At 73.3% G+C, this 18,203-nt stretch carries 16 protein-coding genes; 9 read left to right on the top strand and 7 right to left on the bottom strand.

The features are described 5' to 3' along the window. The first annotated feature begins 47 nt into the window (after positions 1-47). Positions 48-1,526, top strand: a complete 1,479-nt coding sequence (locus ABZY91_RS03295) for a catalase (RefSeq protein ID WP_329883132.1) — start codon at positions 48-50, stop codon at positions 1,524-1,526. A 91-nt stretch (positions 1,527-1,617) separates the two neighbouring features. Here ABZY91_RS03295 and hisN read toward each other — a convergent pair whose 3' ends face one another. From hisN to ABZY91_RS03270, 5 genes are all read right to left on the bottom strand, one after another. Beyond that, a complete protein-coding gene (hisN, locus tag ABZY91_RS03290; protein ID WP_329952286.1) occupies positions 1,618-2,415 on the bottom strand; it encodes a histidinol-phosphatase in 798 nt (265 codons plus the stop codon). Positions 2,416-2,519: 104 nt separating this feature from the next. Beyond that, positions 2,520-2,843 (bottom strand): multidrug efflux SMR transporter, encoded by a 324-nt coding sequence (locus tag ABZY91_RS03285; protein ID WP_329883130.1) that lies wholly within the window; start codon positions 2,841-2,843, stop codon positions 2,520-2,522. A gap of 131 nt (positions 2,844-2,974) precedes the next feature. Next, positions 2,975-4,030, bottom strand: a complete 1,056-nt coding sequence (gene rsgA / locus ABZY91_RS03280; RefSeq protein ID WP_355399415.1) for a ribosome small subunit-dependent GTPase A — start codon at positions 4,028-4,030, stop codon at positions 2,975-2,977. A 16-nt stretch (positions 4,031-4,046) separates the two neighbouring features. Next, positions 4,047-5,378: a 3-phosphoshikimate 1-carboxyvinyltransferase gene (gene aroA, locus ABZY91_RS03275; RefSeq protein WP_355399413.1), complete on the bottom strand. Its 1,332-nt coding sequence runs from the start codon at positions 5,376-5,378 to the stop codon at positions 4,047-4,049. A gap of 61 nt (positions 5,379-5,439) precedes the next feature. Then, positions 5,440-6,156, bottom strand: coding sequence for a M50 family metallopeptidase (locus tag ABZY91_RS03270; protein WP_355399411.1), 717 nt, complete (start codon positions 6,154-6,156; stop codon positions 5,440-5,442). Between the two features lie 146 nt (positions 6,157-6,302). Between ABZY91_RS03270 and ABZY91_RS03265 the strand changes: the two genes are divergently transcribed. The 8 genes from ABZY91_RS03265 to def all read left to right on the top strand — a co-directional run bounded on the left by ABZY91_RS03265 (position 6,303) and on the right by def (position 14,514). Continuing rightward, a complete protein-coding gene (locus tag ABZY91_RS03265) occupies positions 6,303-7,055 on the top strand; it encodes an SOS response-associated peptidase (RefSeq protein WP_329952283.1) in 753 nt (250 codons plus the stop codon). A 165-nt stretch (positions 7,056-7,220) separates the two neighbouring features. Further along, positions 7,221-7,856: an alpha/beta family hydrolase gene (locus tag ABZY91_RS03260; RefSeq protein WP_355399465.1), complete on the top strand. Its 636-nt coding sequence runs from the start codon at positions 7,221-7,223 to the stop codon at positions 7,854-7,856. A 303-nt stretch (positions 7,857-8,159) separates the two neighbouring features. After that, positions 8,160-8,903, top strand: a complete 744-nt coding sequence (locus tag ABZY91_RS03255) for a sigma-70 family RNA polymerase sigma factor (RefSeq protein WP_329883212.1) — start codon at positions 8,160-8,162, stop codon at positions 8,901-8,903. Further along, positions 8,900-9,304, top strand: a complete 405-nt coding sequence (gene rsrA / locus ABZY91_RS03250; protein ID WP_329883125.1) for a mycothiol system anti-sigma-R factor — start codon at positions 8,900-8,902, stop codon at positions 9,302-9,304. Before ABZY91_RS03255 ends, rsrA begins: the two co-directional genes overlap by 4 nt. Before the next feature lie 481 nt (positions 9,305-9,785). Beyond that, the gene (locus tag ABZY91_RS03245; protein WP_355399408.1) at positions 9,786-11,219 is read left to right on the top strand and encodes an HD-GYP domain-containing protein; all 1,434 of its coding nucleotides are present in this window, start codon (positions 9,786-9,788) and stop codon (positions 11,217-11,219) included. 56 nt (positions 11,220-11,275) lie between these two features. Beyond that, positions 11,276-12,568 carry an HD domain-containing protein gene (locus tag ABZY91_RS03240; protein ID WP_355399406.1) on the top strand — a complete coding sequence of 431 codons (1,293 nt, stop codon included), beginning with the start codon at positions 11,276-11,278 and terminating at the stop codon, positions 12,566-12,568. Between the two features lie 234 nt (positions 12,569-12,802). After that, complete coding sequence (locus tag ABZY91_RS03235; protein ID WP_355399404.1) at positions 12,803-13,792, top strand: hypothetical protein; 990 nt, start codon at positions 12,803-12,805, stop codon at positions 13,790-13,792. An 80-nt stretch (positions 13,793-13,872) separates the two neighbouring features. Next, positions 13,873-14,514 (top strand): peptide deformylase, encoded by a 642-nt coding sequence (gene def, locus ABZY91_RS03230; protein ID WP_329883121.1) that lies wholly within the window; start codon positions 13,873-13,875, stop codon positions 14,512-14,514. Positions 14,515-14,674: 160 nt separating this feature from the next. Here def and ABZY91_RS03225 read toward each other — a convergent pair whose 3' ends face one another. Together ABZY91_RS03225 and ABZY91_RS03220 are read right to left on the bottom strand one after the other, a co-directional pair. Then, complete coding sequence (locus tag ABZY91_RS03225) at positions 14,675-15,688, bottom strand: ribonucleotide-diphosphate reductase subunit beta (protein WP_329883120.1); 1,014 nt, start codon at positions 15,686-15,688, stop codon at positions 14,675-14,677. Beyond that, complete coding sequence (locus ABZY91_RS03220) at positions 15,688-18,114, bottom strand: ribonucleoside-diphosphate reductase subunit alpha (protein ID WP_329883211.1); 2,427 nt, start codon at positions 18,112-18,114, stop codon at positions 15,688-15,690. Before ABZY91_RS03220 ends, ABZY91_RS03225 begins: the two co-directional genes overlap by 1 nt. Positions 18,115-18,203 lie beyond the last annotated feature (89 nt).

Raw genomic sequence — 18,203 nt, 5'->3', positions numbered from 1 at the left:
AGTTAGGATCGAGTCGTAACGACCGGATCACGCGGAGGCACCCTCTTATGACTACCCAGGACGAGCTGCGCCCCACCCTCACCACGGAGGCGGGTGCCCCCGTCGCCGACAACCAGAACACCGAGACCGCCGGTGTCGGCGGTCCGGCGCTGATCCAGGACCAGCAGCTGTTCGAGAAGCTCGCGCACTTCAACCGCGAGCGGATCCCGGAGCGCGTGGTGCACGCCCGCGGCGCGGCCGCGTACGGCACGTTCACCGTGACCGCCGACGTGACCGGCTACACGCGGGCGGCGTTCCTCTCCGAGGTCGGCAAGCAGACCGAGACCTTCCTGCGGTTCTCCACCGTGGCGGGCAACCTCGGCTCCGCCGACGCGGTGCGCGACCCGCGCGGCTTCGCGCTGAAGTTCTACACCGAGGAGGGCAACTACGACCTCGTCGGCAACAACACCCCGGTGTTCTTCATCAAGGACGCCACCAAGTTCCCGGACTTCATCCACACCCAGAAGCGCGACCCGTACACGGGCTCGCAGGAGGCGGACAACGTCTGGGACTTCTGGGGCCTGTCGCCCGAGGCCACCCACCAGGTGACCTGGCTGTTCGGCGACCGCGGCATCCCGGCCTCCTACCGGCACCTGGACGGCTTCGGCTCGCACACCTACCAGTGGCAGAACGAGGCCGGCGAGTACTTCTGGGTCAAGTACCACTTCAAGACCGACCAGGGGATCAGGAACCTGACGTCGGAGGAGGCGGCCAAGCTCGCGGGCGAGGACCCGGACAGCCACCAGCGGGACCTGCGCGAGGCCATCGAGCGCAGCGAGTTCCCCACCTGGACGGTCAGCGTCCAGATCATGCCGGCCGCCGACGCGGCGAACTACCGCTTCAACCCCTTCGACCTGACGAAGGTCTGGCCGCACGCCGACTACCCGCTGGTCGAGTTCGGCAAGCTGGAGCTCAACCGCAACCCCGACAACGTCTTCGCCGAGGTCGAGCAGTCGATCTTCTCCCCGTCGCACTTCGTGCCCGGCATCGGTCCGTCCCCCGACAAGATGCTGCAGGGCCGCCTGTTCGCGTACGCGGACGCCCACCGCTACCGCGTCGGCATCAACGCCGACCACCTGCCGGTCAACCGCCCGCACGCCGCCGAGGCGCGCAACAACAGCCGTGACGGCCACCTGTACGACGGCCGGCACGGCCGCCAGAAGAACTACGAGCCCAACAGCTTCGGCGGCCCGGTGCAGACCGGCCGGCCGCTCTGGGCGCCGACCCCCGTCAGCGGTGCCACCGGCACCTCCGAGGCCCCCTCGCACGCCGAGGACAACGACTTCGTGCAGGCGGGCAACCTGTACCGGCTGATCGGCGAGGACGAGAAGCAGCGGCTGGTCGCCAACCTGGCCGGCTTCATCGCCAAGGTCTCGGCCGACCGCGACGACATCGTCGAGCGGGCGATCGAGAACTTCCGCAAGGCCGACGCCGACTACGGTCAGCGCCTGGAGGCGGCCGTGCGGGAGCTGCGCAAGCAGCGGTGACGCCGGCGCGCCCCCGATGAGCAGCGGGCCCGCCACGACCGGAGCACCGGTCGTGGCGGGCCCGCACCCATGTCACGGGGCACTGCCGGGGTCACACGCCGAGGCGGCCCAGCGCCTCCTCGTGGAGCAGGCCGTTGGAGGCGACCGCGTCGGCGCCGCCCGGGCCCGGGACGCCGTCCAGGCCGGTGAAGCGGCCGCCGGCCTCCTCGACGATGATGCAGTTGGCCGCCATGTCCCACAGGGACAGTTCCGGCTCGGCCGCGATGTCGACCGCGCCTTCGGCGACCATCATGTACGACCAGAAGTCGCCGTAGGCACGGGTGCGCCAGCAGGCCCGGGTGAGGTCGAGGAACGGGTCGAGGCGGCCGCGCTCCTCCCAGCCGGAGAGCGAGGAGTAGGAGAAGGAGGCGTCCTCGATCCGGGAGACGCCGGAGACCCGGATCCGGCTCGCCTTGGCCAGGCTGCGGCCGGCGAACGCGCCTAGGTCCTTGGCGGCCCACCAGCGGCGGTTCAGCGCGGGGGCCGAGACGATGCCGACGACCGGCCGTTCGACGCCGTCCGGGCCGTCCTCCAGCAGCGCGATCAGGGTGGCCCAGACCGGCACGCCGCGGATGTAGTTCTTGGTGCCGTCGATCGGGTCGATCACCCAGCGGCGCGGTCCCGTGCCCTGGAGGCCGAACTCCTCGCCGAGCACCGCGTCGCGCGGGCGGGCCCGCTGGAGGATGCTGCGCACGAGCTCCTCGGCGGCCTTGTCGGCGTCGCTCACGGGGGTGAGGTCGGGCTTGGTCTCGACCCGGAGGTCGAGTGCGCGGAAGCGCTCCAGGGTGACCGAGTCGGCCGAGTCGGCGAGGACGTGGGCGAGTCGGAGGTCGTCGTGGTAGTCGGCCATGTCCGAAACCCTAGCGAGCCCTCCCCGATCGGGACAGTCGGGCTCGCGGACCGGACCGGGAAGGGCCGGGCCCCGGGCCGAACCCGCCCCGGGCGGGCGGGGGCTCAGTGCGCGGAACCGCTCAGCTGGAGGCCGATCACCCCGGCGATCACCAGGGAGATCGACACCAGCTTGAGCACCGAGGTGGTCTCGTCCAGGAAGACCATGCCGTAGATCGCGGTGCCGGCCGCGCCGATCCCGGTCCACACCGCGTACGCGGGGCCGACCGGGAGGGTCTTCAGGGAGATCGTGAGCAGACCGAAGCTGCCGAGGGCGAAGACGCAGAAGCTGATGGTGGGCCAGAGCTTGGTGAAGCCTTCACTGAGCTTGAGGTTGATCGCGAAGCCGGTCTCCAGGAGACCGGCCAGGATCACCAGGGCCCATGCCATCGCGTGCTCTCCCTGTCGATCGCCGGAAACGGGCCGTGATCCGGCCCGACTTTCCTATGATCACCAGGCAGCGGTGCTCCGACACCTCGAACGCGCGAAAACACCGGACTCCGCCCGCGCACCCGGGCGGGTCAGTCGTCCTCGCGGGCCTCCTTGCTGGCCAGCAGACGGCGCAGCGAGTAGAGCCGGGCCTGATCGGCGTGCCCCTCGGCGACCCAGGCGTCCAGCGCGCAGTCCGGCTCGTCGTGGCTGCACGCGCGCGGGCACTCGGCGGTGCCGGGCTCCAGGTCGGGGAAGGCCAGGATCACCCGGGACGGGTCGATGTGCGAGAGGCCGAAGGACCGGAAGCCGGGGGTGTCGATCACCCAGCCGGTGTCCAGTGCCTTCTTCGAGCCCGGCTTGGCCCCGGGCGGCGGCGGCAGCCGCAGCGCGAGGGCCGACACCGTGGTGTGCCGTCCCCGGCCGGTGACCGAGTTGACCCGCCCGGTGCTCCGCTGGTGCTCCGGGACGAGGGCGTTGACGAGGGTGGTCTTGCCGACGCCGGAGTGGCCGATGAACACCGTGCGCAGGCCGCGCAGGCGCTCCCGGACGACCTCGGCGCCGGTGGTGGCCAGCTCGTCCCGGCGGGTCACCACGTACCGGATGCCGAGCGGTGCGTAGGCGTCCAGCATGGGTTCGGCCGGGGCGAGGTCGGCCTTGGTGAGGACGAGCAGCGGCTCCATCCCCGCGTCGTAGGCGGCGACCAGACAGCGGTCGATCAGCCGGGGCCGGGGCTCCGGGTCCGCCAGGGCGGTGACGATGGCGAGCTGCTCGGCGTTGGCGACGACGATCCGCTCGTACGGGTCGTCGTCGTCCGCGGTTCGCCGCAGGACCGAGCTGCGCTCCTCGACCCGGACGATCCGGGCCAGGGTGTCGGCGTCCCCGGAGAGGTCGCCGACGATGGAGACGTTGTCGCCGACGACGACGCCCTTGCGGCCCAGCTCGCGGGCCTTCATCGCGACGATCTCGCGTTCCTGCTTGGTGCCCGGGTCGATCAGGCAGGTCAGCCGGCCGCGGTCGACGGTGAGCACCATCGCCTCGGCCGCGTCCTCGTGCTTGGGCCGGATCCGGGTGCGAGGGCGGGAGCCCTTCCGTCCGGGCCGGTTGCGGATGTCGTCCTCGTCGGCGTCCTTGCCGTAACGGCGCATGTCCCCAGTCTCCCGCTCAGCCGCCCGCCACCACTCCGGTGAGCAACTCGTCCCACATCGCGGGGAAGTCCGGCAGGGTCTTGGCGGTGGTGGCCACGTTCTCCACCCGGACGCCGGGTACGGCGAGGCCGATCACCGCGGCGGCGGTGGCCAGACGGTGGTCCTCGTAGGTGTGGAAGACGCCGCCGCCCAGCTTGCGCGGGCGGATCCGCAGGCCGTCCTCGGTCTCGCTGACGTCGCCGCCGAGGTCGTTGATCTCCTTGGCGAGGGCGGCCAGCCGGTCGGTCTCGTGCAGCCGCAGGTGCGCGATGCCGTAGAGGTGGGACTCGGAGTCGGCGAGGGCGGCGACGGCGGCGATCACCGGGGTGAGCTCGCCGACGTCGTGCAGGTCGGCCTCGATGCCGTGGATCCGGCCGGTGCCGGTGAACTGGAGGCCCTCGTCGGTGAACTCGCAGCTGCCGCCCATCCGGGTGTAGAGGTCGCGCAGCTGGTCGCCCGGCTGGGTGGTGTGGCGGGGCCAGTCGCGGACGGTGACCCGGCCGCCGGTGACCAGGGCGGCGGCGAAGAACGGTGCGGCGTTCGAGAGGTCGGGCTCGACGACCATGTCGCGGCCGATCAGGGCGCCGGGGGTGACCCGCCAGACGTCCTTCTCGCCGCCGTCCCCGGGGGCGTCGACCTGGACGCCGGCCAGCCGGAGCATCTCGACGGTCATCCGGATGTGCGGCAGCGAGGGGACGGGCCCGCCGACGTGCCGGACCTCGACGCCCTGGTTGTAGCGGGCGCCCGAGAGCAGCAGGGCGGAGACGAACTGCGAGGACGAGGAGGCGTCGAGCTCGACCGGGCCGCCCTCCAGGGCCCCGGTGCCGTGCACGGTGAGCGGGAAGGCGCCGCGGCCGCCGTCCTCGATCCGGGCGCCGAGCGCGCGCAGGGCGTCGATCACGCCGTGCTGGGGGCGCTCGTGGCTGCGCGGGTCGCCGTCGAAGTGGACCGGGCCGTCGGCGAGGACGGCGAGCGGGGGGAGGAAACGCATGACCGTGCCAGCGTTGCCGACGTCGACGGAGGCGGGGCCGCGCAGCGCGGGGGCGGGGATGACCCGCCAGGCCTCGCCGCCCCCGGTGCCGCCGGAGTCGTTGTTGACCTGCTCCTCGATGCCGACGCCGAGCGCGCGCAGGCCGTCGGCCATCAGCTGGGAGTCGCGGCTGCGCAGCGGTCGGCGCACCCAGCCGGGCTCGTCGGCCAGGGCCGCCAGCACCAGGGCCCGGTTGGTGACCGACTTGGAGCCGGGGATGGTGACGGTGGCGTCAACGGGGCTGGTCGCGACGGGGGCGGGCCACAGGGTCTCGGTCATGGGGCAAGTTTAGGGGCCGTACCGGAACTGTCCTTTCGCCCGCGTCGGCGGGGGCTCCTGCTCAGAGGGGGCGGAGCAGCCAGCTCGCGCCGAGGGCGAGGGCGGCGAGTGCGGTGACCAGGAAGAGTGCTGTCCAGGCGAGGCCGGGGACGCCGGTGAGGCGGGCGAGCTGGTCGGCGTCGGAGTCCCCGGCCTGGCCGCGGCGGCGCTGGTGCTGGAGTTCGAGGACCGGGCGGACCGCGCCGAACAGCAGGAACCAGCTGCCGAGGTAGGCGAAGCCGGCCTGGACCTCGGGGGTGCCGAACCAGGAGACCAGGAAGAAGGCGGCGCCGGTGAGCAGGACGCTCAGGAAGCCGAAGGCGTTGCGGATGCGGACCAGCAGGGCGAGCAGCAGGACGATGGCGAGCCAGAGCAGCAGGGTGATCCGGTCGGCCGTGAGCAGGGCGGCGCAGCCGAGTCCGAGCAGGGCGGGCGTGAGGTAGCCGGCGGCGGCGGTGAGGACCATGCCGGGGCCGGTGGGGCGGCCGTAGGAGAGTGTGAGGCCGGAGGTGTCGGAGTGCAGCCGGATGCCGGCCAGCCTGCGGCGGGTGACGAGGGCGGCGAGTCCGTGGCCGCCCTCGTGCGCGATGGTCACCGCGTTGCGGGTGATCCGCCAGAGCGGGCGGGTGAGGACGGCGAGCAGGGCGACGGCGCCGGTGGCGAGGGCGAGCCAGCCGGGCGGGGCGGGCTGGGTGCCGGTGACGGCGGTCCACAGTTCGTCGATGGTCCTGGCGTCCATGGGGGTCTCCTCCGCCTCGGTTCGGCCGTCCCGGGGTGGCAGCCTGCCATGCGGGGGACGGCCGGGCGGGGGCGGGTGGTTCTCCGGCGGGCGTGAGGAGGGGGTGAGAAACCCGGCGGCGGTCGCGGTCGTGGCAAGCTGACGGCATGTGCGGTCGCTTCGCTTCGAGCACCAGGCCCGAGGACATCGTCGAACTGTTCGGCGTCCGGCAGTGGGATCCGGCCGAGACGCTGGCTCCGAGCTGGAACGTCGCGCCCACGCAGAGCGCCTTCGTGGTGCTGGAACGGGTGCCGAAGGGGGAACGGGCTCCGGTGCGGCAGCTGCGGGTGCTGCGCTGGGGGCTGGTGCCGCAGTGGGCGAAGTCGCCGGAGACGGCGGTGAAGATGATCAACGCCCGTTCGGACACGGTGCACGAGAAGCCCTCGTACCGGCAGGCCTTCGCGTCCCGGCGGTGCATCCTGCCGGTGGACGGCTACTACGAGTGGCAGACGGTGCCGGGTGAGCGCGGGAAGGCGAGGAAGAAGCCGTTCTTCGTCTCCCGGACGGACGGCTCGCCGCTCGCCCTGGCCGGGCTGTACGAGTTCTGGCGGAACCGGACGGTGCCGTCGGACCACCCGGAGGGCTGGCTGGTGACGTTCACCGTCGTGACCACGGAGGCCGAGGAGCTGCTGGCGCCGATCCACGAGCGGATGCCGCTCTTCCTCGACCCGGGATCGTTCGACGAGTGGCTGGATCCGCGGCGGGACGACCCCGAGGAGCTGCGGCGGCTGCTGATACCCCCGCCGCCGGGGGCGCTGCGGGCCACTCCGGTGTCGCCGGCGGTCGGCAGCATCCGCAACGACGAGCCCGGTCTGACCGAGCCGTACACCGAGGTCGAGTACGAGACCACGCTCTTCTGAGCTCCGCCGCGCCGCCCTGCCTTCCGGCCGTCGCCCTCCCCTGTCCTCTCCCCGTCCCCGTCCTTCCCCGTCGTACGTACCGGAGCCGCCGTGAACCAGGAAGCCGCCGACCAGGAAGCCGCCGACCGGGAAGCCGCCGACCGTGCGGCAGTGAGCCGGGAGGCCGTGACGAGGGAACTCGTCCCCACACCCGTCGGGGACGCCCGGATCACCCTGCACCCGGCGGCCGCGCCGCGGGCGGTGCTGGCACTGGGACACGGCGCCGGCGGCGGGATCGAGGCGCGGGACCTGGTGGCGCTGGCCGCGGCGCTGCCGGCGCGGGGGATCTCGGTGGCGCTGGTGGAGCAGCCCTGGCGGGTGGCCGGGAAGCGGCTCGGGCCGGCGCCGAAGACGCTGGACGCGGGGTGGGCGCCGGTGGCCGAACGGCTGGCCGGGGCCGGTCTGCCGCTGGTGGTGGGCGGGCGCAGCGCCGGGGCCCGGGTGGCCTGCCGGACGGGCGCGGCGGCCGGGGCGGTCGGGGTGGTGGCGCTGGCGTTCCCGCTGCACCCGCCGGGCCGGCCGGAGAAGAGCCGGGCGGAGGAACTGCTGGGCTCGGGCCTGCCGACGCTGGTGGTGCAGAGTGCGGCCGACCCGTTCGGCGGGCCTGCGGAGTTCCCGGAGCTGCCCGGTACGCACGCGCTGGTGGCGCTGGAGTACGGCAGCCACGGTTTCGAGGTGCCGAAGCGGGCGCCGGTCGGTCAGGGCGAGGTGCTGGAGCTGATCACGTCGGCGGTCGGGGACTGGGTGCTGGGGCTGCTCTGAGGGGGTTCCCGGGGCCCCGTGCGCGGGCTGTCACGCTCTGTTCACCCGTTCGAGCGAACTGCGGGCGGGGGGCGGGAATGCGGGAGTGATTCCAGTGGTTGACACCCTCGTCAGCTTGAGTCCCGATGGAAGGCAGGGCAGATGGGTTCGATCGCGTGCCCCGAGCGGCCGGACGAGCGCGAGGCCGCGGCGACGTTCGCCCCCTCGTGGTCGGACTGGATTGCCGCGGGCGAGAAACCCGTCAGCCCGATATCCTCCATTTCGGGGCGGCCCGCCGTGGGTCGTGCCCGTCATGCCGAGGAGGTGGGTCCGGTCGTCGGGACCGAGCACGAGGCCGAGCCGGGCCGGGGCCCGGATGAGGGCCTGCCCACGGGCGAGGCGCTCACCGGTGAGGAGCTGGCCGAGGCGATCGGCGAGGACACCTTCCGGGTGTCGGCCGAGGAGAGCGAGGAGGCCCGGCGGGACCGCTTCGAGCGCGACGCCCTGGGCTACCTGGATCCGATGTACTCGGCGGCGCTGCGGATGACCCGCAACCCGGCCGACGCGGAGGACCTGCTCCAGGAGGCGTTCGCCAAGGCGTACGCGTCGTTCCACCAGTTCCGCGAGGGCACCAACCTCAAGGCCTGGCTGTACCGCATCCTCACCAACACGTTCATCAACTCGTACCGCAAGAAGCAGCGGGAGCCGCAGCGCACCGCCGCCGAGGAGATCGAGGACTGGCAGCTGGCCCGGGCCGAGTCGCACATGTCGACCGGTCTGCGCTCGGCGGAGACCCAGGCCCTGGACCACCTCCCGGACAGCGACGTGAAGGACGCCCTCCAGGCCATCCCGGAGGAGTTCCGTATTGCCGTCTATCTCGCGGACGTCGAGGGCTTTGCGTACAAGGAGATCGCGGACATCATGGGTACTCCCATCGGTACGGTGATGTCCCGGCTGCACCGCGGCCGCCGTCAGCTGCGCGGCATGCTGGAGGATTACGCCCGTGAGCGCGGGCTGGTCCCGGCCGGCAGTGGGGCAGGGCAGGAAGCGAAGGGCTCGGGCTCATGAGCTGCGGCGATCCGAACGACACCGAGTGTGGCGAGGTCCTCGACCACCTCTACGAATTCCTCGACAACGAGATGGCCGAGGGCGACTGCGCCAAGCTGCGTGAGCACTTCGAGGAGTGCTCGCCGTGCCTGAAGCAGTACGGGCTGGAGCAGGCGATCAAGGCGTTGATCAAGCGTTCCTGCGGCTGCGACGACACCCCGGCCGACCTGCGCGGCAAGGTGCTGGCCAGGATCGACTCGATCCGGGCCGGTCAGCGCTCGGGCGAGACGGTGGTGGTCGCCGTCGAGACGACGATCGAGGTGCACGCCGAGACGGCCGGTCAGGCCCGGTCGGCGGGGGAGGCGGCGGAGCCGTCGGCCCGCGCCGGTGCCCCGGTCGAGGCCGGCGCTCCGGCGGAGTGAGCGGAGGCCCGCCGGCTGCGGGCACGGAACGACCTGTGCGCCGAACGGCGCGCGCCGGGCGGGCCCCGGGGCGGTGTGGGGCCCGGGGCGCCCCCGCGGAGCGCCGTTTGGGCCGCACAACGTGGGGGGTGTTGTGGGGGTGGGGGCGGGGGGGGGTGGGCCCGACGGCGGCGCGCGCCCCCCCCCGCCGCGGCCCGCGCCCGCGCGGGCGCGGCGCCCCCCGGGCGGCCCCCCCCCCCCGCCCCCGCCCCCGTTCTGCTCGTATGCGCCGTCACTCGTTCGAGTGAGTTGGCGGTGTGCCAGCTGCGGCATTGCGCCATCATGCGTCCCCACGCCGGAACGGCGCCCTATCCTCCTGACGGGCACTCACCGCCGGTCGGCCCGGCGGGCCGGGCGCCGCGCGGGCCAGGACGGCGGGGAGGTCGAGATCGCTACCGACAGTGGAGACACGGACCTGCCGGAGGGCGCCACGCGCTACCTCGTGGCCGTCCCGGTGGCGGCGCTCTGCTGCCTGCTGCCGCTGCTGCCCGCACCGGCCCCGCTGGACCCGCCGCACTGGCTCGGCGCACCGGTGGACTGGCCCAAGGTCGGGCTGCTGGCCTTCCTGCACGGGTGCTGGGAGTCGCTCGCCCAGGGGCTGCCCACGCCGTGCCTGCGGCTGGTCCGGGCGGTGCTGCGCCGCCCCCCGTCGGCGGCCCGGGTGCCGGCCCGGCCCAGCGTCAACGCCTTCTTCCCGGTGCTGTTCGCCGGGGTGCTGATGCTGCCGCCGGCCGCCGCCGCCCTGGTGGCGGCGCCGGCCGCGCTGGTGGGCGCCGCCGAACCGGCCTGCCGGCGGCGGCAGCTGTGGAACGGCTCCCAGCTCGCGCTCTCCGCCTTCGCCGCCTCGCTGGTCTTCCATCTCCTGGCCGGCCCGCAACTGCTGCTCGGCTCCCGCTTCCCCGCCGCGCTGCTCCCGGGCTTCGCCGCGCTCGGCACGTTCTGCCTGGTCAACGGGGTGCTGGTGGGCGGCATGCTGGTGCTGGCGGAGGGGCGCCGGCCCACCGTGCTGCTGCGCGGGCCGGCCGCCGCGATCGGGCTGCCCGTGGTGGTGCACGCGGCCGGCGGGCTGATGGTCGCCGTCCTCTGGCAGGGGCCGTACGGCGCGTTCGCCGCGCTGCTGGCCCTGCTGCCGCTGACCATCTCCGCGTGGGTGTTCGCCCAGGGGCACCGGGAGCGCGAAGCCCACCAGGCCACCGTCCAGGCCCTGGTCCAGGCGGTGGAGATCAAGGACGCCTACACCCGGGGGCACAGCGAACGGGTCGGCAAGGCGGCGGTGCTGATCGCCGGTCAGCTCGGCATGGAGTCCGAGCGGCTGCGCACCCTGCGGTACGCGGGCGTCCTGCACGACGTCGGCAAGCTGGGGGTCGCCACCGAGCTTCTGCGCAGAAACGGTCCCCTCACCGAGGTCGAGCGGCGGGCCGTCGAGGTGCACCCGGTGCACGGGTACGAGCTGGTGCGCGGGATCGCCTTCCTGGGCGAGGCGCACGCCGGGATCCTGCACCACCACGAGCGGATGGACGGTCGGGGCTACCCCAGCGGGCTGGCCGGCCGGCAGATCCCGGAGTTCGCCCGGATCATCTCGGTCGCGGACGCGTTCGACTCGATGACCTCCACCCGCTCCTACCGGCGGGGCAGGCCGGTCACGGAGGCGGTCGCGGAGCTGGAGCGCTGCTCGGGCAGCCAGTTCGATCCGGTGATGGTGCGGGCGCTGGTCTCCGCGCTGGCCGTCCACGACTGGCAGCCGGTGCTGCCGCCGCCCGCCGACTGCATCCGGGCGGTGCCGGACATCCCGCTCGGCGTCCCCGAACCGGTCCGGGCGGCCCCGCGCGGCGTCCCCGCCCAGGGCGGCACCGTGCCGACGACCGGGCAGCCGTGAGCGCGGCGACCGACCGGGCGCGGGGGGCGGGCGTGCGGGCGCCGAGCACGGGCCCGGTGCGCGTGGTGCACGCCGGGGCGCTCGCGCTGCTGGCCGCCGCACTGGGTGCGGTGGCGGTCCGGGGGGTGGCCGAGCCCGGTGTGGCGCTGGCCTTCACCGTGCTGATCGCGCTCGGCGAGTGCGTCCGGATCACCCTTCCCGGTGACCGCGAGCAGGCGCCGATCGGGGCCGCCGGTGCGCTCGCGTACGCGCTGCTCGGGCCGTTGCGCGGGCTGCCGACCGCGCACGGGGTCCTCCAGGTGGTGGCGGTGACCGGCGTCGGCCTGCTCCTCGCCCTGCTGCCCGCCGCGTTGCGGGCGGCGGTGCCGGGCCCGCGCGGGGACCGGCGGCACCGGCACCGCCGCCGGCCCTGGGGCGACCGCGCACGCTGGGACGGCGCGGCGCGGCGGCTGCTCGGCGCCGCCTTCGCGGCCGCGGTGTTCCAGCCGCTCTACAACAGCGGGGTGGTCGACCGGTACTCCGCGGACGGCCCGGCGTACGGGGCGTTCCTGACCGCGGTCGCCGCGCTCGCCGCGCTCTGCGACGTCACCCTGGCGGCGCTGCTGCGCCGGGCCCGCAGCGGGCTGCGGTTCCCGGCGGTGCTGGAGGACGAGCTGCGCTCGCTGTTCGGGATCGGCTCGGCGATCGTCGCCACCGGCATGCTGGTCAGCCTGGCCGCCGGCGAGGTGGGGCTCTGGGCGCTGCCGCTGTTCTGCGCGCCGCTGCTGCTGGCGCAGGTGTCGTTCCGACGGGCGGCGGCCGTCCGGGCCACCACCGGGCAGACCATCGCCAGCCTCGCCAAGGCCACCGAGGTGGCCGGGTACACACCCCCCGGGCACGCCCGACGGGTCGCCGACACCGCCTGTGCGCTCGGCCGCGAGCTGGGCCTGGGCACCCGGGAACTCGCGCTGCTGGAGTACGCGGCGCTGATGCACGACGTCGGGCAGCTGTCGCTGGTCGAGCCGGTGCCCGGCGGGGCGACGGCGCTGCTGCCGGACGACGAACAGCAGCGGATCGCCCGGCTCGGCAGCGAGGTGATCCGCCGGACCGGCGTACCCCGGCAGGTCGCCGAGCAGGTCGCCCGGCTGGCCGACCCGTGGCCCGGGGCGGACGGCGGCGGCCGGGCGGTGCCGCTGGCCGCGAGGATCATCCGGGTGGCGAACGCGCACGACGACCTGTTGACGGCGGCGCGGGGGCGCGGGGCCGGTGAGGCGGTGGGCCGGCTGGAGGTCCTGGAGGTGCTGCGACTGGGGCGCGGGCGGGTGTACGACGCCCGGGTGGTGGACGCGCTGGTCCGGGTGCGCGGGTAGCCCGGGCGCGGGGCCGCCGGGCGGGGACGGCGTGCCGTCCGGGGTTGAGCCGGCGGGGCGGTGCGGGCAGGCTGGGGGTGGGGACCGGCGCCGGGCAACCGCGGCGGTGGGAAGCGCGCGCGGCGGTGGGCGTGGTTGGATGCGGTCGTAGCGTGGAACACCGACCCGGGGCACCGGGCCCCGGACGCGGGAGCGGACACGGGACTTGAGCGGACGACGACGGCAGGGACGAACGTGAGGATCTTCCACCGGGCACGACACCGGCCGTCCGCCACCTGGCGGCAGACGACGGACCGGGCTTTCACGCTGATCGGTGACGGCCGCTACGAGGACGCCGGCGCGCTGCTGGTGATGGCGGCCGACCTGGAGCCGTGGCTGTCGGACTCGTGGTTCAACCTCGCGCTGCTGCACAAGTTCCGCCGCGACTGGGAGCAGGCGCGGGCGGCCGGGCTGCGCGCGGTGGCGCTGCTCGACCGCGAACAGGGCGCCCCGGACTGGTGGAACCTCGGGATCACGGCGACGGCACTGCAGGACTGGGCGCTGGCCCGGCGGGCCTGGCAGGCGTACGGGCTACGGCTGCCCGGCGGTCCCGGCGGACAGCCGGACGGACCGGTCAGCCTGGACCTGGGGACGACGCCGGTGCGGCTCTCCCCGGACGGCGAGTCCGAGGTGGTCTGGGGCCGCCGACTGGACCCGGCCCGGATCGAGGTCCTGTCGATCCCGCTGCCGTCCTCCGGCCGGCGCTGGGGCGAGGTGGTCCTGCACGACGGCGCACCGCACGGCGAACGGGTCACCGACGGGGTCGCCTACCCGGTGTTCGACGAGATCGAGCTGTGGGCGCCGTCCCCGGTGCCGACCTACGTGGTGCTGCTGCAGGCGGCGACGGCGGCCGACCGGGACGCCCTGGAGCGGCTGGTCGCGGACGCCGGCTACGCGGCGGAGGACTGGACGTCCTCGGTGCGGCTGCTGTGCCGTGCCTGTTCGGAGAGCCGGATGGCCTCGGACGACGGGCACACCGCCCACCACGACCCGCACGACGACGGCGACGCCGCGCACCCGGGCCACCTGAGCCATCTGAGCCAGGGCGCGGGCGGGATGTCGTGGCTGGTCGAGCGCGAGTGCGGGATCGCCGCGCCGGCCCGTCTGGTGCGGACACTGCTGGACCGCTGGGCGGACGCTGCGCCCGGAACCCGGGCATATCGGGATCTCGAAGAAGTCTGCTGACCGGGCCGCTTACCCTTGACCGGTACAGCGTGGCAGTCCACGGGCACGGCAGTCGACGGAAGCGGAAGCGGAAAGCAGCGATGGCGGAGCAGCACGACCACCAGCACGACCATGATCACGAGCCCGAGCAGGGCGGGGACCAGCCGGTGAAGGTGGTCGGCGAGGAGCCGGACCTCTCCAGGGGGACCGCGCGCCCGATCACCGTCTTCGGCAACCCGGTCCTGCACCGCGAGGTGAAGGACGTGACCGCCTTCGACGGCGAGCTGTCCGGGCTGATCGACGACATGTTCCAGTCGATGTACGCGGCGGAGGGCGTGGGCCTGGCCGCCAACCAGATCGGCGTGGACCTCAAGGTCTTCGTCTACGACTGCCCGGACGACGAGGGTGTCCGCCACGTCGGCCACGTGATCAACCCGGTGCTGGAGGAGTACCCGGCGGACCGCCGCCGCGTGCTGGACGACGGCAACGAGGGCTGCCTCTCGGTGCCGACCGCGTACGCCGAGCTGGCCCGCCCGGACTACGCGGCGGTGACCGGCCGGGACAAGGACGGCAACCCGGTCCGGGTGGAGGGCACCGGCTTCTTCGCACGCTGCCTCCAGCACGAGACCGACCACCTGTACGGGTTCCTCTACATCGACAAGCTGTCGAAGCGGGACCGCAAGGACGCGCTGCGGCAGATGGCCGAGGGCACGCCGCGGTACGCGACGGTCTCGAACGACTGACGCATCCCGGGGAGTTGACGAAGGGTCGGGGAGCCGCAACCGCTCCCCGGCCCTTCGCCGTGTCCGGCGCGGCACGGGCGCCCCGAACGCCGCCGCCCCGTACGGAGGTTCCGTACGGGGCGGCGGGCGTCGGCCCCGGCGGGCCGGGGCCGGGAGGGGCCTAGAACTCGTCGTCGAAGGAGACCGAGCCCTCGACGGCGACCTGGTAGGCGGAGACCCGGCGCTCGAAGAAGTTGGTCAGCTCCTGGACGTTCTGCAGCTCCATGAACCCGAACGGGTTGGTGGAGCCGTACCGGACCGGCAGGCCCAGGCGGGCGAGCCGCTGGTCGGCCACGGCCTGCAGGTACTCGCGCATCGACTCGGTGTTCATGCCGGGCAGGCCGTCACCGCACAGGTCCTGGGCGAACTGGAGCTCGGCCTCGACGGCCTCCTCCAGCATCTCGGTGACCTGCTGGGCCATCTTCTCGTCGAAGAGGTCGGGCTCCTCCGCGCGGACGGTGTCCACCACCGACATGGCGAAGTCCATGTGCATGGACTCGTCGCGGAACACCCAGTTGGTGCCGGTGGCGAGGCCGTGCAGCAGGCCGCGGCTGCGGAACCAGTACACGTACGCGAAGGCGCCGTAGAAGAACAGGCCCTCGACGCAGGCCGCGAAGCAGATCAGGTTCAGGAGGAACGCGCGGCGGTCCTCCTTGGTCTGCAGCGAGTCGATGTGGTCGACCGCGTTCATGTACTTGAAGCAGAACTGGGCCTTCTGGTGGATGGAGGGGATGTTCTCCACCGCGGCGAAGGCCGCGTTGCGGTCCTCGGGGTCGGGCAGGTAGGTGTCCAGCAGCGTCAGGTAGAACTGGACGTGCACGGCCTCCTCGAACAGCTGTCGGGACAGGTAGAGCCGGGCCTCGGGGGAGTTGATGTGCTTGTAGAGGCTCAGCACCACGTTGTTCGCGACGATCGAGTCACCGGTGGCGAAGAAGGCGACCAGGCGGCCGATCATGTGCCGCTCGCCCTCGCTCAGCTTGGCGAGGTCGGCGACGTCGGAGTGCAGGTCCACCTCCTCGACGGTCCAGGTGTTCTTGATCGCGTCCCGGTACCGGTCGTAGAACGACGGGTAGCGCATCGGGCGCAGGGTCAGCTCGAAGCCGGGGTCGAGCAGCATCTTCTGGGCGTCGGACATTACTGGCAGGCCTCGCAGGACTCGGGGTTCTCCAGGGAGCAGGCCAGCGCGGCCTCCTCCTCCGGGGTGAGGGTCGGGGCGCCGACGGTGACGGCGACGGGACCGGCCGGGACCGGGGCGGCGGCGCGGGCGGCGCCGGAGGCGGCCTGGGCGATCCGGGTGGCCGGGCGCGAGCGCAGGTAGTAGGTGGTCTTCAGACCGACCTTCCAGGCGTACGCGTACATCGAGCTGAGCTTGCCGATGGTCGGGGCGGCCATGAACAGGTTCAGCGACTGGCTCTGGTCGATGTACGGCATGCGGGCCGCGGCCAGGTCGATCAGCGCGCGCTGCGGGAGCTCCCAGGCGGTGCGGTACAGCGAGCGGACCCCGGCGGGCAGCCAGCCGAGCTCCTGGACCGAGCCGTTGGCGTCGCGCAGCGCGTCCCGGGTCTGCTGGTCCCAGACGCCCAGCTCCTTGAGCTCGCGCACCAGGTACGGGTTGACCTGGAGGAACTCGCCGGAGAGGGTCTCGCGCTTGAACAGGTTGGACACCTGCGGCTCGATGCACTCGTACACGCCGGCGATCGAGGCGATCGTCGCGGTCGGGGCGATCGCCAGGAGCAGCGAGTTGCGCAGGCCGGTGGAGGCGACGCGGGTGCGCAGGGCCTCCCAGCGGTCGGCCCACTCGGGCGCGGCGCTCGGGAAGTGGTCGATGTGCAGCTCGCCGCGGGCGGCGCGGGTCTCCGCGTACGCCTCGTGGCGGCCGAGCTGCTCGGCCAGGTCGGCGGAGCGCTCGTACGCGGTGAGCATGATGCGCTCGGCGATCAGCGTGGAGAGCTGCTTGGCCTCGGCGGAGTCGAAGTCCAGGCGGAGCCGGAAGAAGACGTCCTGCAGGCCCATCACGCCGAGGCCGACCGGGCGCCAGCGGGAGTTGGAGGCGCCGGCCTCGGGGGTCGGGTAGAAGTTGATGTCCACCACGCGGTCGAGGAACGTCACGGCGGTGCGGACGGTCGCGTCCAGACGCTCCCAGTCCATCGCGTTCAGCAGGTCGGCGGCGGTGGCACCGGCGGCGACGTGGGCGCCGAGGTTGACCGAGCCGAGGTTGCAGACGGCGGTCTCGGAGTCGTCCGTGACCTCCAGGATCTCGGTGCAGAGGTTGGAGGAGTGGACGGTGCGACCGGGCAGCGCGGTCTGGTTGGCGGCGCGGTTGGACGCGTCCTTGAAGGTCATCCAGCCGTTGCCGGTCTGCGCGAGGGTGCGCATCATCCGGGAGTACAGGGTCTGCGCGGGGATGGTGCGGACGGCCTTGCCGGCCAGCTCGGCCTTGAGGTAGGCCTCGTCGAAGTCGGCGCCCCACAGGTCGACCAGCTCGGGGACGTCGGCCGGGGAGAACAGCGACCAGTCGGCGTTGGCGTTGACCCGGCGCATGAACTCGTCGGGGATCCAGTGCGCGAGGTTGAGGTTGTGGGTGCGGCGCGCCTCCTCACCGGTGTTGTCGCGGAGCTCCAGGAACTCCTCGATGTCCGCGTGCCAGGTCTCCAGGTAGACGCAGGCCGCGCCCTTGCGACGGCCGCCCTGGTTGACGGCGGCGACCGAGGAGTCGAGGGTGCGCAGGAACGGGACGATGCCGTTCGACTTGCCGTTGGTGCCCCGGATCAGCGAGCCGCGCGAGCGGATCCGCGAGTAGGAGAGGCCGATGCCGCCGGCGTGCTTGGAGAGGCGGGCGATCTGGGCGTACCGCGAGTAGATCGAGTCCAGGTTGTCCAGCGGCGAGTCCAGCAGGTAGCAGCTGGACATCTGCGGGTGCCGGGTGCCGGAGTTGAAGAGGGTCGGCGAGGAGGTCAGGTACTCCAGCCGGCTCATCAGGCGGTACAGCTCGGCCACCTCGCGCACCGACTGCTCGTTGTCGCCGACCGCCAGGCCACAGGCGACGCGGAGCAGGAAGTGCTGAGGGGTCTCGACGACCTTGCGGGTGATCGGGTGACGCAGCAGGTAGCGGGACTGCACGGTGCGCAGGCCGAAGTACTCGAAGCGGTCGTCGCCGGCCGGGTCGACCAGGGCGTTCAGCGCCTCGGTGTGCTTGGCGACGAACGCGGCGGTGGTGTCGCCGATCAGGCCCTCGGCGTGGCCGACGGTGATCGAGGTGGAGAAGGAGACCACGCCCTGGGTCGCCGCCTCGTCGACGATCTCCAGCGCGAGCAGCCGGGCCGCCAGCTTCGAGTACTGCGGGTCCTCGGCGATCATCGACGCGGCGGCGTCGATGGCCAGGCCGCGCAGCTCGGCGAAGTCCGAGCCGGCGTTGCGGCCGCGCAGCGCGGCGGCGGCGACGTGACCCGGGTCCACCTGGGGGAGGTCGACGCTGCGGTCGGTCAGCACTCGGAGGAGCGCGCCACCGGGGTCGGAGACCGTACGGTCGGCGGGGGCGGAGCTGGAACCCTGGGCGGGCAGGGTGACTGAGGCAGCGGTGGTCAAGGCGCTCTCTCCTGGCGGCGATCGGCGTCGGTAGATCGGGGGGCCGGGCCGTTCGGGGCAGGGGA

The organism is Kitasatospora sp. NPDC002965, assembly GCF_040611255.1.
Classification (GTDB): domain Bacteria; phylum Actinomycetota; class Actinomycetes; order Streptomycetales; family Streptomycetaceae; genus Kitasatospora.
This window is presented reverse-complemented; position numbering and strand designations above follow the sequence as displayed.